Raw genomic sequence first — 16,001 nt, forward strand, 5'->3', positions numbered from 1 at the left:
GTGCTCCGTGGGCATCAGTCGCCATCGACTATTGCCCGCCGTTTGTAAGCGCAATCTGATTTTTCAAACCACTCATCCAGCTGCCTTTCGCTGGGGCAGACTCCGACGCCTTGCCTTCTGCCGAGACGTCATGGATGACCCACGCTGCCCACATCACCTCGATCGAATATGAGCTAGATACTTTCCATCAGAGCCTGATGATTTATCGCCAGCAAATGGGTGCCTGGTATTCCCGGGCACTGGATTCGGTGAGCCATGCCACGGATATGCCGTCGTTGCTGGGAATGGACCGGGTGTTACGGGCCGGGGATTCGCAGCAGTCGGTGAGCCTTACCGACGCGGATTTCTCTACCGTGGCTCTTTGCCCTGCGGGTGGCGTGCTTAAGATCCAGAGCAGGTTCGAGTCGCTGTATGACGTGCCGATTGGCGACATCCCCGTTGAGGTGACCCGCCTGGATGACGGTAGCTCAGCAGTGATCATGCTCGATGAACACGGCGAGGGTTCGCACTACTGCGCCGCTGGCGGGCGCTATCAAGTTCGGGTTCAAGGCGGAGTTTCAGCGCAGCAAGTGGATGCCTTGTTTGACTCTTATGCCGGGCTGACAGCAGACCTGGAGCAATGGCTGCGCGATCAGTGGAAGGACTTCAAGCCGCATTGGCAGCAATCCACGGCCAGTGCAATTGGCAGCGGCGTACTGGCGGGCAGTTGGGCGGCGATCCGTGATGTGTGGGACAGCATAAAGCTGGTGCAGTCGATCCTTGAAGATCCGTTGCAATATGTAGAACAACTGGGAGCCCAGGCAGCCAAGTTGGCGCAAATCGCCACCGATGCCCCCAAGATCATGGAACAGGCGATGTTGCTCGCCAGCGATGAGGCTGCACTGTACCTGCTGATACGTACGGCGATGATATGGCTGGACGCGTTGCCGCCGAGCCAGGTCGCGGAAATGGCTGCAGGGTTAATAGTATCGCTGCTGATTGATCTGGTGATTGGCGCGGTGCTGACCATCGCCTTACCGGCGGCGGGTGTGGCGTATTTAAGCTTGCGGCTGGTCAAGTATGGCGCTCGGATTGTTGAGGCCGCGGTTGGCTTCGTACAGAGTATGTTGGCGATTCTGACCAAGTTTATGCAGGCGGTGGATCGCTATAAAGCGGTGGCGGTTCGAGGGGTGGTCGGTGGGCTGAAACAGGGCACCCTGCAGATGCGCTGGAAGGCTCGGCAGAACGCGGTGCTGCGGCACAAAGAGCATGTGGATGATGTGCCTGCCCCGTCTAAAAATCCGGCTGGGGAGGCTGCTGACTCTGCGGATAAAACCGTCACCCACGGCTGCCCGGTGTCGATGGTCACTGGCGAGGAACTGCTGACCCTTACCGATGGCGCGCTGGATGGGATCTTGCCGTTTGAGTGGACGCGCTTGTATCGCAGCAGTGCGGTGGAAGTGGACTGTGGCTTGGGGTTTGGCTGGAGTCATGCGCTGGCGCAGCGGCTTGTGGTGTCAGACGACTCGGTGGTGTGGACGGACCACGAAAATCGCGCGACCACCCTGCCCTTGCCGACGGTGGCGCGGCCGGCGATTACCAACAGCCTGGCGGAAGCGGCGATTTACTTGGGGTCGTTGCCTGATGAACTGGTGCTGGCCCAGGGTTCGCGGTTCTACCACTTTTGCGACGGTGTGCTGACGGCGATCAGCGATGCGCATGACAACCGGTTGTTGGTTGTCCGGGATCGATTGGGGCGGATTGAGCGACTGGATAACGGCGTGGGCCGCTCTTTGCTCTTGCGCTATGAGCTGGATCGCATTGTCGCGGTGGACTACCAGGTTCATCGCGCCACGGGGCATGAACCCTTCGTCTGGGTGACCGAGCAGAACGTCGTTTCCTACGCCTATGACGACGCTGGACGACTGGTTTCAGCGACCAACGCTGTCGGTGAATGCGAGCGTTATCGGTACGACGAGCAGCACGTCATTCTTGAGCGCCAGCTGGCCGGTGGGGCGAGTTTCTTTTGGGAATGGGAACGCGCTGGCAAGGCAGCGCGCTGTATTCGGCACTTGGCCAGTTTCTCGCAGATGGACACGCGGTATGCCTGGGGCGATGACGGTCGCGTCACCGTGCACAACGCCGACGGCAGCCAGGAAGTTTACGTACATGACCAGCGGGCACGGCTGGTACAGCGCATCGATCCCGACGGCGCCCAGCATTTCAAAACCTACGATGACAAGGGCCGCCTGACCGTCGAGCAGGACCCGCTGGGTGCGGTGACGGCCTATCAATACGACGACGCCGGACGCTTGGTCGCGCTGTTTCCGGGGGATGATGAGCCGACGTCCTACGAGCATGACAACGGTTTCGTACGGGTTGTAAGGCGCGGTGAGGCGGTCTGGAAATACGAGCGTAATGACCAGGGCGATGTCATTCGCCAGATCGATCCGGATGGCAATGCGACCGACTACAGCTACGACAAGCAAGGGCAACTGACCGGGGTTTGGTATCCCGACAACAGCTGCCATCGGTTGGTGTGGAACGAACGCGGGCAGCTCGTTGAAGAGCAGTTACCGAATGGCGGGATCAAGCGCTATCTCTATGACGACCTGGGCCGGCAGGTTGCGCGTGAGGATGAACAAGGCGCGCTGACCCAGTATCAATGGGACGCCGTAAGCCGGTTAACTCGCTTGGTATTGCCGGACGGTGCCACACGAGAATTCAGCTACAACCCCTACGGAAAAATCATCGCCGAGCGCGACGAACTCGGCCACGTCACCCGCTACGAATACGCCGACGGCCTGCACCTGATCAGCCGCCGCATTAATGCCGACGGCACTCAGGTCAACTACCGCTACGACAACGCCCGCTTACTGCTGACCGCCATCGAAAACGAAGTCGGCGAAACCTACCGGCTCGACTACCACCCCAACGGCCTGATCCAACAGGAAACCGGTTTCGACGGCCAACGCACCGCGTACACCTACGACCTCAACGGCAACCTGCTGGAGAAAACCGAATACGGCGACGACGGCAGTCAGCTCGTCACTCAATACCAGCGTGACCATGCCGGTCGCCTCGTAGGAAAAACCCTGCCCGACGGCAATACGGTTGAATACACCTACGACCGCCAAGGCAACCTCCTCAGCGTCGACGACGGCCACTGGTTCCTGGCCTACGAATACGACCGCCAAAACCGCCTCACTGCCGAACACCAAGGCTGGGGCACTTTGCGCTACGGCTACGACGCCTGCGGCCAACTTCAGCACTTACGCCTACCGGACAACAACCGCCTCACCTTCAACCACGACAAAGGCGGCCATCTTGCCACCGTCGAGCTGAACGGTTCGCTGCTGACCTCACACCTGTTCAAAGCCGGCCGCGAACACCAACGCCAACAAGGCCAACTGCTCAGCCATTACCACTATGACGAGCAAAACCGGCTACATACCCACGCCGTCACCCAACAGCAAAACCACCTCTACCAACGCCACTACGACTACGACAAAACCGGCAACCTCACCCGCCTGCACGACACCCGCAAAGGCGAACACCTTTACCGCTACGACCCGCTCCACCGCCTGACCCGCGCCGATCACTCGCAAGACGTCCAGGAACGCTTCGGCCACAACCCGGCCGGCAACTTGCTCATGCAAGACCGTCCTGGCCCGGACATCGTCGCGGGTAATCGGTTGGTGATCCAAGGCGATCACCATTACGACTATGACGCCTTCGGCAACCTGATCCGCGAGCGGCGTGGCAAGGGTCATCAACTCGTTACCGAGTACCGCTACGACTGCCAGCACCGGCTAATCGGCATCACCAAGCCCAACGGCCAAACCGCCAGTTATCGCTACGACCCGTTTGGGCGGCGTATCAGCAAAACCGTCGACGGCATCACCACGGAGTTCTTCTGGCAAGGCGACAAAATCGTCGCTGAGCATCACGCGGATCGTCATCGCAGTTACCTCTACGAACCCGACAGCTTCCGCCCATTAGCACTGCTGGAAGGCTTCGGCCCACAAGAAACCAAGCTCTACCACTACCAACTCGACCACCTCGGCACCCCACAGGAACTCACCACGCCTGAAGGCGAAATCGTCTGGTCCGCCCATTACCGCGCCTACGGCGAAATCAGCCGCCTCGACGTAGGCAAAATTGACAACCCGCTACGTTTCCAAGGCCAATACTTCGACCAGGAAAGCGGCCTGCACTACAACCGCCATCGCTACTACAATCCGGATATTGGTCGTTACTTGACGCCCGACCCGGTGAAGCTGGCGGGTGGGATCAATGCATACCGATATGCGCCCAACCCAACGGGGTGGGTGGATCCGCTGGGGCTGAGTAGATGTCCAGGCATTGATGGATATAAGCCGGCACATCGCTCTGAAGATCCTGCGGAAAACGTCAAGGCCAATGAAGGGGATGTAGAGCTTCCGAAAGGTTTCGATAGCAAACTGTCAAGAAACGGCGCATTTAGAAGAGCCAAAGAGATTGGAGGCATACCAAGAAATACTCAACCGATAGGCATCTACCGAGAAACCATTCGCGATCAGGATTGCCATACTGTAGGACGAGTGTACGTTTTCAGCTTAGCAAAGAACCATCTAACTAAAATATATGAGCATTCGCTAGGTCACAAAAAAGGCAATCATGGACCTCACTTCAACACCAAAACTACGGTAAATGAAATCAAAGCCCCATTAAAAACCGGTGACAATTCACACACCTACTTCAAGAGATAAAAATGAAAACCGCATACATAAGCGAATTCGGCATAAGACCATGGGAAAGCGCACGCCCTACAAATGATGTGAAATTCGTTACTACGACATTGATAAACCACAGCTTTAGCAATCTATGGCGATCATGGTGCGAGATTATGGAGCCATTAGTAGAGTGGCGTATAAAAAGAGAATGGCGCGCCGCCACTGGCGCCACATTCAACTCACGAACTGAAGAATATTTATACAAAAAAAACAAAATCAGCACATTGAACTCTGGCGACCTGTTCAAAAAAAATGAAATAAGTAATATTTATAGCACCATTAGAAACCTTCCGAGCAGCCCAAAAAATATAGACAATCTAGCTCTGGAGGGCTCTCACGGCACACTAATTATTATGGAAAAAAACGGAACTGATATAGAACAACTCTGGGACAAAATGAAAATTTTTGAAGATCGCATCACGCCAGAGAAAATAAGTATTTTTTTGGGATCACAACTTGACACCATGCTATGCAGATTTTATGACTCAGAAACCCATGCAGCAGCTCAATTTTTTTACGCAACTAACGGCGAAAGCCGCACACTCTTAAATCTTATTGAGCACAATTTTAACCAATTACGAGAAAGCGAAATTTGCAACTATATAAACAACACCCATACAAATCGCTCAGACTAATCAGAAACCTTGTCGAAAATAATACCCAACCAACAAGACTCAGATTAATAAGAGCGGGGCAAAAAAAGTAGCACATAGGGATAAGCAATGAAAATAATGTGCACGCCGCTGACTGACAAGGCCATGTCTTTGCTAGATATTAACGCCTGCCCAGACGACCAAATGGCAAGACTCATCCTCACAAACGCAGAACACCTACAGCTTCAAAACTCAGGAATATTCGAAGAAATCAACAATTCCTTGAGAAAACTTATCGATGACTACGAGGATGAACATATTAAAAATCACGAAGATCTTTCCGAAATGCTGAGAATACTGGAAAAAAAATCATTACCTGAAAACCCCGAATTACTAAAAAAAATAATCCATCTAAATAAATTAGCTATCGATAAAAAAACTGGCGTCTTTTTCTATTTTTAAACAATGAATATAAACTTAAAAAAAGCAGAAGTTATAGCGCTCAACAAACATGTTGAAGAAGACGTTACACTGCTCATTGAGGGTACGTTCATAAACTGCTTTATCAGCTACTGCCCCTACGAGCTAGAAGTAGGAAAAACGTATGCCGTGGAGCTGACATTAAACCTTTCCGACGATTACGAAATTGAGCGCACAGTGGTCAGCCGACCTTTGGTAAAACGGATAGGTCGAGGTTACGCCTATGTTCTCTACGGATATTTGAGTAATAACATGTTCGTCACTTTCACATCACTTCATGATGAGGACATACATTACGTTCATCCCGAATGCAATGAGCACTTTATCAAACTAAAGATTGAAAGAATCGACGCCAGTTTCCACTGAGGTGTTAATAACCGTCCCTCATCACCATCACGACGCCACTCACAGATCAAGTCTAGACGATGAGCCGAATAACCAGCACAATCGGCTCACAATATGAGCCGAATAACCTCTCCATTCGACTTACTCCCAGGCCCCCGCCCATGGATTATTCACGCTGGATCTGGCAACACATCGACTGGCCCCATTTCCACTGGCAGCCCGGACGCTTGGCTGCTTTGCTGCGCGACTGCGGTCACTCCCAAGGCAAACTCCTAGGCATGCTCGGCTCCGCTGGTCAGGCAGCCAGCGCGCAGAACGAACTGGACGCGCTGCTGCAAAACATCCTGACCTCCTCCGCTATTGAAGGTGAGCAACTGAATGTCGGCTCGGTGCGGTCCTCCCTGGCGCGACGGTTAGGCCTGGAGGCCACGAAAGCCGGCCAGGTAAGCCGCAGAAGTGAAGGTCTCGCTGATCTGATGATGGATGCCACCGAGCAATTCGCTCAGCCGTTCACGTACGCGCGTTTAATGCATTGGCACCATTTGCTGTTCCCAACTTCGGAAGCGGGCCTTACCGCGCGAAGCATAAAGGTCGGGGGGTTGCGAGGGGATGAGCCTATGCAGGTGGTATCGGGGCGTCTTGACCGGCCGACCGTGCACTTTGAGGCGCCGCCACGCCAGGGGCTGGAGCAGGCGCTGGATGACTTCCTTGAATGGTTCGAACTGAGCCGCCATCAACCAGAACTGGACCCGTTCATACGCGCTGGCATTGCGCATTTCTGGTTTGTCACACTTCACCCGTTCGATGACGGTAATGGTCGCCTGACACGCGCCATCACTGACTTGGCCTTGGCCCAGGGCGACCATCACGCGATACGCTTTTATGCGATGTCAGCCAGTATCCTTGACGACCGCTCGGGTTACTACAAAGCGCTGGAGTCCAACCAAAAGGCCACACTTGATATTACAGATTGGCTGGAGTGGTTCCTGAGAACATTGTTACGCAGCCTGCAGCAGGCGATGGCGCGGATAGACCGTGTGTTGAGCAAGACCCGGTTCTGGGACCAACACCGCGGCGCTGCGTTATCTGCCGAGCAGGTCAAAGTACTCAATCGTCTGCTCGACGGTGGTGATAAAGGCTTTGAGCATGGGATCAGCGCCGCGCAGTACCAGGCAGTCGCCAAAGTGTCCAAGGCGACAGCCACCCGCCATCTGTCTGATTTGCTGGAAAAAAACTGCCTGATCCGTCTCCCCGGAAGCGGTCGCAGCACGCGTTATCAGGTCAATACCGAAGGCGGATGACACCGCCGTTCATTTGCCCCAATCCCCCATGTCTGCTAGTGTCGCGCCGGTTTACCGTCTACCGGAATTGCCGCCATGGCCCGCAAAAAAGTTGCACTCGATTTCGAACAATCCCTCGCCGACCTGCAAACCCTGGTCGAGCGTCTGGAGAACGGCGAGTTGTCGCTGGAAGACTCGTTGACGGCGTTTGAGCAAGGCATCGGCCTGACCCGTGACTGCCAGAGCGCGTTGGCGCAGGCTGAGCAGAAAGTGCAGGTATTGCTTGAGCGTGATGGGGAGTTGGCCGAAGAACCTTTCGATGCGGAACAACCCGAATGATCGATGCGTATCAGGCCAGTAGCCAAGCCCGGGTGAATGCGGCGCTGGAGCCCTTGTTTGTTGCGCCAAGCCCGGAAATGAAGCGCCTTTACGACGCCATGCGCTACAGCGTGATGAATGGCGGCAAGCGCGTGCGCCCGTTGCTGGCGTATGCGGCGTGTGAAGCGCTGGGTGCGCCAGCCGAGGACGCGAATGGCGCGGCCTGTGCGGTAGAACTGATTCACGCCTATTCCCTGGTACACGACGATCTGCCGGCGATGGATGATGACGATTTGCGTCGCGGCCAGCCGACCACCCATAAAGCCTTCGATGAAGCCTATGCGATCCTGGCCGGTGATGGCCTGCAGAGCCTGGCGTTCAGCGCGTTGCTCGACCCGCGTTTGAGCCGCGTGAATGCCGAGATCCGCCTGCGCATGGTCACCGCCCTGGCCCTGGCGGCGGGACCGGCCGGTATGGTCGGCGGGCAGGCGATCGACATGGGTTCGGTCAGCCTCAAGCTGGATCAAACAGCCCTGGAACACATGCATCGCCACAAGACCGGCGCGTTGATCGAGGCTGCAGTACAACTCGGCGCCCTGGCCAGTGGCCGGGCCGAAGCCGCGCAATTGGCGGCGCTGCACGCCTATTCACGGGCTGTTGGCCTGGCGTTCCAGGTGCAGGACGACATTCTCGACGTGGAAAGTGACACCGCAACCCTCGGCAAACGCCAAGGCGCCGATATCGCCCGGGACAAGCCCACCTATCCTGCGCTGCTCGGGCTTGCAGCTGCCAAGGCGTATGCCCTGGAACTGCGCGACCAGGCCCTGGACGCCCTGCGACCTTTCGACGCGGCGGCTGAGCCGTTGCGTGACCTGGCGCGGTATATCGTCGAACGTCGCCACTGATAACCGTGGCGATCAGCGCCGCATATCGGCCAAGTTGGCGCCCCTGCGTGGGCAGTTTGCAACGCTTGAGGTAAACTGCCGCCTCTTCTATACCTATAACGATTCGCCTGATGCCCACGACGTTCCAAGAGATTCCCCGCAAGCGCCCGTCCACGCCCCTGCTCGACCGCGCTGCCACGCCGGACGGCCTGCGTCGACTGGGTGAAGCCGAGCTGGAAACCCTGGCCGATGAACTGCGCCTGGAATTGCTCTACACGGTCGGCCAGACCGGTGGGCATTTCGGCGCCGGGCTGGGCGTGATCGAGCTGACCATCGCCTTGCACTACGTATTCGACACCCCGGACGACCGGCTGGTGTGGGACGTGGGCCATCAGGCGTATCCGCATAAAATCCTCACCGGGCGTCGCGAGCGTATGGCCAGCCTGCGCCAGAAGGACGGTATCGCCGCCTTCCCGCGTCGCTCCGAGAGCGAGTACGACACCTTTGGCGTCGGCCACTCCAGCACCTCGATCAGCGCAGCGCTGGGCATGGCGATTGCCGCTCGCCTGCAAAACAGCGATCGCAAGGCGATTGCGGTGATCGGTGATGGCGCGCTGACTGCGGGCATGGCCTTCGAAGCGTTGAACCATGCGCCGGAAGTGGACGCCAACATGCTGGTGATCCTCAACGACAACGACATGTCGATTTCGCGAAACGTCGGCGGCCTGTCCAATTACCTGGCTAAAATCCTCTCCAGCCGCACTTACGCCAGCATGCGTGAAGGCAGCAAGAAAGTGCTGTCGCGTCTGCCCGGTGCGTGGGAAATCGCCCGTCGTACTGAAGAATATGCCAAGGGCATGCTGGTGCCCGGCACGCTGTTCGAAGAATTGGGCTGGAACTACATCGGCCCTATAGACGGCCATGACCTGCCGACCCTGATCGCCACGCTGCGCAATATGCGTGACCTCAAGGGCCCGCAGTTCCTGCATATCGTCACCAAAAAAGGCAAAGGCTTCGCGCCGGCGGAAGTCGACCCGATCGGTTACCACGCGATCACCAAGCTGGAACCGCTGGACGCCCCCGCCGCTGCGCCAAAAAAGGCCAGCGGGCCGAAGTATTCCGGTGTCTTTGGCGAATGGCTGTGCGACATGGCCGCCGCCGACCCGCGCCTGGTGGGGATTACCCCGGCGATGAAGGAAGGCTCCGACCTGGTGGCGTTCAGCGAGCGTTTCCCGCTGCGTTACTTCGATGTGGCGATTGCCGAGCAGCACGCGGTGACTTTCGCCGCCGGCATGGCCTGCGAAGGCGCCAAGCCGGTGGTGGCGATTTATTCCACCTTCCTGCAACGCGGTTATGACCAGCTGGTGCATGACGTGGCGGTGCAGAACCTCGACGTCTTGTTCGCCATCGACCGCGCCGGCCTGGTGGGCGAAGACGGGCCGACCCACGCTGGCAGCTTCGATCTGTCCTACCTGCGCTGCATCCCCGGCATGCTGGTGATGACGCCCAGCGACGAGAACGAACTGCGCAAGATGCTCAGCACCGGCCACCTGTACAACGGTCCGGCGGCCGTGCGCTATCCGCGCGGGAATGGCCCGAATGCGCTCATCGAGAAAGACCTGGAACCTATCGAGATCGGCAAGGGCATCGTGCGCCGCCGGGGCAGCAAGACGGCCTTCCTGGTGTTCGGTGTGCAACTGGCCGAAGCCCTGAAAGTCGCCGAGAAGATCGACGCCACCGTGGTCGACATGCGGTTCGTCAAACCGCTGGATGAAGCGTTGGTGCGCGAGATTGCCGCTGGCCATGAGCTGCTGGTGACGGTCGAAGAAAACGCCATCATGGGCGGTGCCGGCGCGGCGGTCAGCGAGTTCCTGGCGCGGGCGAATATCCTCAAGTCGGTGCTGCACCTGGGCCTGCCGGATATGTACGTCGAACACGCCAAACCGGCGCAGATGCTGGCTGAATGTGGGTTGGATGAAGCCGGTATCGAAGCCTCGGTGCGCGAGCGCTTGGCGCTCCTGAATCAGTAACCGGATCCAAATGTGGGAGGGGGCTTGCTCCCGATAGTGGTGGATCAGCCAACTTATATATGACTGAACCACCGCCATCGGGAGCAAGCCCCCTCCCACATTTGATTTGTGTCACCTTCAAAGGCCATGGGTAGCCCATGAAACATCTTCGTCTCGCCCTGCCCCTGCTGCTTCTGCCAACCTCGCACCTGCTCGCCGACACCCGTGACCAGGCCCTGAAGCTCTCCGACGTGGTCATCAGCGCCAACCGCCAGGTGCAGGCGCGCAATGACAGCAGCGCCGCCAACACCGTGTTCACCCGCGCCGATATCGACCGCCTGCAACCTTCCAGCCTGACCGATCTGCTCAGCCGTGTGCCCGGCGTACAAGTCGCGCCCACCGGCGGCCGTGGCAGCTTGCCGGGCATTTACATTCGCGGCACGAAGTCTGCACAAAGCCTGGTGCTGGTGGACGGCCAGCGCATTGCCAACACCACGTCCGGTGACAGCGGCCTGCAATACCTGAACGTCGACCAGATCGAGCGCGTGGAAGTGCTGCGCGGTTCACGTTCGGTGATTTACGGCAGCGATGCGATTGGCGGGGTGATCCAGGTGTTTACCCGGCGCAACGCCGCGCAAGGCCTGCAACCGCGCCTGAAGCTGGGCGTTGGCAGCAACCAGACGTGGCAACGCAGCCTCGGCCTGTCGGGCGGCGATGAACAGACGCGCTTCAACCTGGGCGCAAGCCTGGATGAAACCGCCGGCATCAATTCAACCCATCAGTCGTTTCCCAGCGATGGCGACCACGATGCCTACCGCAACCGGTCCCTGAGCCTGAACCTCAGCCATTCGTTCAGCGACGAGCTGGAGGTGGGTTTCAACCTATTGGATAACCGTGGCAAGTCGGAGTACGACAACAGCTTCGGGCGCTATGACTTCGCCACCGGGCAAAGCCTCGGTCAGAAACCCTACACCGACTACACCGTCAGCAGTGCCAGCGGCTATGTCGACGCCACCCTCAGCGAAGGCTGGCAGTCGCGCCTGGAACTGGGCCACAGCGAAAACCGCGACACCAAGCGCGATACCCTCAGCGACGATTTCAGCGTGTTCAATACCTACCGCGACTCGGTCAACTGGCAGAACGACCTGACGCTGAACGACCGCAACAGCTTGATCGTCGGTGGCGACTGGTACGAAGACCGCTTCCACGGCTCCACCACCTTTACCGAAGACAGCCGCTGGAACCGCGCCGCCTTTGTGCAGCACCGTTTCCAGGGTGAGTGGTTTTCCACCGAACTGGGCCTGCGCCGCGACCAGAACCAGCAGTTCGGCGGCCAGAACAGCTGGAGTGGCACGCTGACGGTGCCGATCAATCCGGACAACGATGTGTTGCTCAGCTACAGCGAAGGCTTCCGTGCGCCCACCTTCAACGACCTGTATTACCCCGATACGCAGTACAGCAACCCCAACCTGCAGCCTGAGCGCTCAAAGAGTTACGAGCTGCAATGGCGCAGTCAGTTAACCGACAGCACCCGGCTCGAGGCCTCGCTGTACCGCACCGACCTGAGCGATGCGATCATCCTCGACGGCGGCAAGCCGCAGAACGTCGCCTCGGCGCGGATCAATGGTTTTGAAGCGGCGCTCAAACAGGACCTGTTTGGCTGGCAGGGCAACCTGGGTGTGTCGCTGATCGACCCGCGTGATCGCGACAGCGGCCATACTTTGGCACGTCGTGCACGGCGCACGGTGAACCTGGATCTGGACCGGCAGTTCGATAAGTTCGGCGTAGGTGCAAGCTGGCAGGCGATCAGCAGCAGCTACGATGACGAAGCCAACCGTAATCGCCTGGGCGGGTACGCCTTGCTGGGCCTGCGCAGCAGTTGGGCGTTGAGCCACGCGGTGTCGCTGTCGTTGAAGGTCGACAACCTGTTGGACAAGGCCTATTCCCGTGCGCGCTACAGCTATAACGATCCGGCGTTCCTGAACAATCAGGATTACCGGGAAGAAGGCCGGGTCTGGATGTTCGGCGTAACGTGGACGCCGCAGATGTGAGGCGGCACAAAATGTGGGAGGGGGCTTGCCCCATATGCGCTAACCAAACCCCAAAAGATATAATCAAGTCTGACTCTTTAGGATGCGAGAGCAGTGACAATAGACCCAACACAAAAACTGAATGAAGACTGGCCCAAGCTCCTGGCACTACTACCGCCTGGATGGGAAGCCAAGGCAAAAGAGCTGGGGGCCCTGAAGTTCGGTCGCCGATTCAGCGGGCCAGAGAGTCTATTGCGCACATTATTGATGTACATGAGCGCCGATTGCTCGATGGTCGAAACGGTAGAGCGAGCGCGTACAGGGAAATTGCTGGAGTTATCAGACGTGGGCCTTCTCAAGAGGGTCAACAAATCGGGGGCCTGGCTAGGTTGGATCACAGAGCAGTTGATCCAACAATCGCCGGTCGCGGCCATGCAATGCCCGGCGCTGCTGGGGAGACGAATACTGGCTGCTGATGGCAGTGTCGTAATGGAGCCTGGCGCGGTCACCTCAACATGGCGGCTGCATTACACGATGGATATCAGCACGTTGCGTTGCTGTGAAGTGCAAGTGACACCGTCCAAAACAGGCGAATCGTTGACTCGGTTTTCGGTGCAGCAGGGCGATGTTTTCATCGCGGATCGAGGGTTTGCCAACCGGCGTGGAGTCAATCATGTACTCAATGCAGGCGGTGACATCCTGGTACGAATGAACCTGAGCAGCCTGCCGCTTAGCGATGAGCAAGGGTCGCCTTTTGAGCAACTGGCGCGACTACGGACCTTGCAGCCAGGGCAAACGGGCGAGTGGGCAGCTGTGATGAAAGGTTCAAAGGGGGATATTGCAGTACGTGTGTGCGCCTATCGAAAAACCGACGAGCAGCGATCGCAAAGCGAGTGCAAGCTCAAGAGAGTCGGGCAAAAAAAGCAGAAGCAATTGAAACCTGAAACGATGGAAGCGGCCGGTTACGTGGTGCTGGTAACAACCTTGGACTGCCTGGATACGCAGGAGGTTTTGGCTCTCTATCGGCACCGTTGGCAGGTGGAGTTGGCGTTCAAGCGGATGAAGTCATTGCTGGGGTTATCCCACCTCAGAAAGAAAAATCCGGAAGGCGCAAAAGCATGGTTGCAAGGGAAATTATTAGTGGCTTGCCTGATTGAGCGGTTAATCGCAGCGGGCGAGCATTTTTCCCCTATCGAGGGAGACGAGACAGAAAAAGGAAGTGCCGCCACTCCGTTGTCACTGGCGTGAGATGGCCTTTATTTACTGGCTACTTTGCAGCGCGATCAATCCCCACTTGTCGTTGTTTACGTGTATCGAGAAGTGGGGAGATATCAGCCAGGCACTGCGTGAATCCCCACGAAAACGAGGACGCCAGCAGGACGAGTTGTGGGGAGGGAGGTTTGGTTAGCGCATATGGGGGCTTGCCCCCGATAGCGGCCTCACAAATTCGGCGCAATCACCTGACACAACCGCGCCAGCGCTTCCAGCATCTGCCCGCTGGGCCGTTCCAGGCCCTTGTCCGGCACCAAGCGCACGCGCGCCAGCATCGTTGGCCAGACCTTCCAGGCGTCCAGTTGCGCCTGATCACCCACCAGAATCAGCTCGGGATCACGCTGCAATACTGATTCGACACTGACCTGCGGCGCCGGCAGCGTGAGGTCGTCGAACACGTTACGCGCCCCGCACACCGTCAACGCATCACTGATGATCTGCCCACCGCCCACGGTGTACAGCGGCTGGTTCCATACCTGGTAAAACACCCGCACCGGCTCGGCGCGCTGATAGCGCTGGCGCAGGTCGGCGAGGCGTTGGCGCAGTTTGTCGGCAAGTACTCGGCCGGCCTCCCCGCGCCCCAATTGCTCGGCAATGGCTTGGACCTGAGCGGTCAGTTGTTCAAGGTTATGCGGCTCGGCTATGTACACCGGCAGGTTCAGGCGCTGCAACTGCTCACGTTGGGCCGCGCCGATGCTGCCGGGCCAGAGCAGGATCAGATCGGGCTTGAGGCTGAGCAGGCGTTCCATGTCCAACTGGCCGTAGCGGCCGACCGATGGCACGCTTGCCAATTGCGCCGGACGATCGCCGCCATCGAGCACGCCGACCAATAAGTCAGCGGCACCCAACTCGACCACGATTTCGGAAAGCGACGGCGCCAGGCTCACCACCCGCTCGACCGCCACCACCTGGGCGCTGAATACCAGCAGCAACGCCAGCCCGTAGCGCTTCATCCCAACTGACGCGGTATGCGGTAGAGGTAAAACAGCACCATCGTCGACAGCGCCAGCAAGAACAACGGCACCGCTTCCAGCCCGACGAACACCGCCAGCGCGCCGATCCAGGCCGGTAACGCTGCTACCAGCAAGGCCGTGCGCCGGCGTGCCGCGAGGGCGATCCAGGCGGCGGGTTCTTCCGGGGTGTCGAGGGCTTTGGAGGTGGCGATCAGCGCGTGTTTATAGGCGTGAAAATAACGCAGGCTGAGAAACATCGAGGCCACGCCGGCGATAAACAACGGCATGGCCAGTACGGGAAGCAGGGACTCGGCGCGGCCGAACACCAGGTTGATCACAAACAATGGCAGCAATGCCAGGGCCAGGTACTGCCACCAGTTGAAGGACAGTCGCCGTTTCACCTGGCCGCGGGTCACGCGCGGTCGACCTCGCCCTGATGCTCATTACCCATCATGTGGTCGAGCTTGCTGGCTTTGGTGGCCAAGTAGAGTTTGTTGTGCGGGTTGTGCCCGGTGTGCAGCGGGACGCGCTCGGCCACGGTGATACCCATTTCGGTCAAGGCTTTGACCTTGCGCGGGTTGTTGGTCATCAGGCGCAGGGATTTCACGCCCAGGTGCTCGAGCATCGGCAGGCAGATGGCGTAGTCACGCTGGTCGGCGGCAAAGCCCAGGCGCTCGTTGGCTTCCACGGTGTCGGCGCCGCCATCTTGCAATTCATAGGCGCGGATCTTGTTCAGCAGGCCGATGCCACGGCCCTCCTGTCGCAAGTACAGCAGAACGCCACGGCCTTCACGGGCGATGGCCTGCAACGCGGCTTCCAATTGCGAACCGCAGTCACAGCGCTGGCTGAACAGCGCGTCGCCGGTCAGGCATTCGGAATGCACGCGGCCCAGCACCGGCGCACCATCAGCGATATCGCCCAGGCTGAGCACAACGTGCTCGCGCCCGGTGGCTTCTTCGAGAAAGCCATGCATGGTGAACGTGGCAAAGGGAGTAGGCAGCTTGGAAGCGGCGACGAAAACGACGGGCACCGTGTGCTCCTGATTTCAGATTTCACAGAGGCGGGCATTGTAACAGCCTGTTC

General features: G+C 58.3%; 12 protein-coding genes. 9 read left to right on the forward strand and 3 right to left on the reverse strand.

The window, feature by feature from the left end:
• Positions 1 to 134: 134 nt before the first annotated feature.
• The 9 genes from C4J85_RS24005 (at position 135) to C4J85_RS24045 (ending at position 13,941) form a co-directional block, all read left to right on the forward strand.
• Positions 135 to 4,730 carry an RHS repeat-associated core domain-containing protein gene (locus tag C4J85_RS24005; RefSeq protein WP_124410877.1) on the forward strand — a complete coding sequence of 1,532 codons (4,596 nt, stop codon included), beginning with the start codon at positions 135 to 137 and terminating at the stop codon, positions 4,728 to 4,730.
• Positions 4,731 to 4,732: 2 nt separating this feature from the next.
• Complete coding sequence (locus tag C4J85_RS24010) at positions 4,733 to 5,389, forward strand: hypothetical protein (RefSeq protein ID WP_124410878.1); 657 nt, start codon at positions 4,733 to 4,735, stop codon at positions 5,387 to 5,389.
• Positions 5,390 to 5,476: 87 nt separating this feature from the next.
• Positions 5,477 to 5,809, forward strand: coding sequence for a hypothetical protein (locus C4J85_RS24015; RefSeq protein ID WP_124410879.1), 333 nt, complete (start codon positions 5,477 to 5,479; stop codon positions 5,807 to 5,809).
• 524 nt (positions 5,810 to 6,333) lie between these two features.
• Entirely contained in the window at positions 6,334 to 7,473 is a 1,140-nt protein-coding gene (locus tag C4J85_RS24020; RefSeq protein WP_124410880.1) for a Fic family protein, read from the forward strand.
• A gap of 75 nt (positions 7,474 to 7,548) precedes the next feature.
• The gene (locus tag C4J85_RS24025) at positions 7,549 to 7,791 is read left to right on the forward strand and encodes an exodeoxyribonuclease VII small subunit (protein ID WP_003176346.1); all 243 of its coding nucleotides are present in this window, start codon (positions 7,549 to 7,551) and stop codon (positions 7,789 to 7,791) included.
• On the forward strand, positions 7,788 to 8,675 hold the full coding sequence (locus C4J85_RS24030; protein ID WP_124368503.1) for a polyprenyl synthetase family protein: 888 nt from the start codon (positions 7,788 to 7,790) through the stop codon (positions 8,673 to 8,675). The genes C4J85_RS24025 and C4J85_RS24030 overlap by 4 nt, the downstream gene beginning before the upstream one ends.
• A gap of 110 nt (positions 8,676 to 8,785) precedes the next feature.
• Complete coding sequence (gene dxs / locus C4J85_RS24035; protein WP_124410881.1) at positions 8,786 to 10,684, forward strand: 1-deoxy-D-xylulose-5-phosphate synthase; 1,899 nt, start codon at positions 8,786 to 8,788, stop codon at positions 10,682 to 10,684.
• 137 nt (positions 10,685 to 10,821) lie between these two features.
• A complete protein-coding gene (locus tag C4J85_RS24040; protein WP_124410882.1) occupies positions 10,822 to 12,714 on the forward strand; it encodes a TonB-dependent receptor domain-containing protein in 1,893 nt (630 codons plus the stop codon).
• Between the two features lie 93 nt (positions 12,715 to 12,807).
• Complete coding sequence (locus tag C4J85_RS24045) at positions 12,808 to 13,941, forward strand: IS4 family transposase (protein WP_124370322.1); 1,134 nt, start codon at positions 12,808 to 12,810, stop codon at positions 13,939 to 13,941.
• A 191-nt stretch (positions 13,942 to 14,132) separates the two neighbouring features.
• On the opposite strand, the gene C4J85_RS24050 is transcribed toward C4J85_RS24045, so the two are convergent.
• The 3 genes from C4J85_RS24050 to ribA are packed head-to-tail and all read right to left on the reverse strand — an operon-like array spanning position 14,133 to position 15,948.
• A complete protein-coding gene (locus C4J85_RS24050) occupies positions 14,133 to 14,918 on the reverse strand; it encodes a cobalamin-binding protein (RefSeq protein WP_124410883.1) in 786 nt (261 codons plus the stop codon).
• On the reverse strand, positions 14,915 to 15,334 hold the full coding sequence (locus tag C4J85_RS24055) for a nuclear FMR1 interacting 1 family protein (RefSeq protein ID WP_124364584.1): 420 nt from the start codon (positions 15,332 to 15,334) through the stop codon (positions 14,915 to 14,917). The genes C4J85_RS24050 and C4J85_RS24055 overlap by 4 nt, the downstream gene beginning before the upstream one ends.
• Positions 15,331 to 15,948, reverse strand: a complete 618-nt coding sequence (ribA, locus tag C4J85_RS24060; RefSeq protein WP_057724861.1) for a GTP cyclohydrolase II — start codon at positions 15,946 to 15,948, stop codon at positions 15,331 to 15,333. Before ribA ends, C4J85_RS24055 begins: the two co-directional genes overlap by 4 nt.
• Positions 15,949 to 16,001: the final 53 nt, after the last annotated feature.

The organism is Pseudomonas sp. R4-34-07 (assembly GCF_003852375.1).
Taxonomy (GTDB): domain Bacteria; phylum Pseudomonadota; class Gammaproteobacteria; order Pseudomonadales; family Pseudomonadaceae; genus Aquipseudomonas.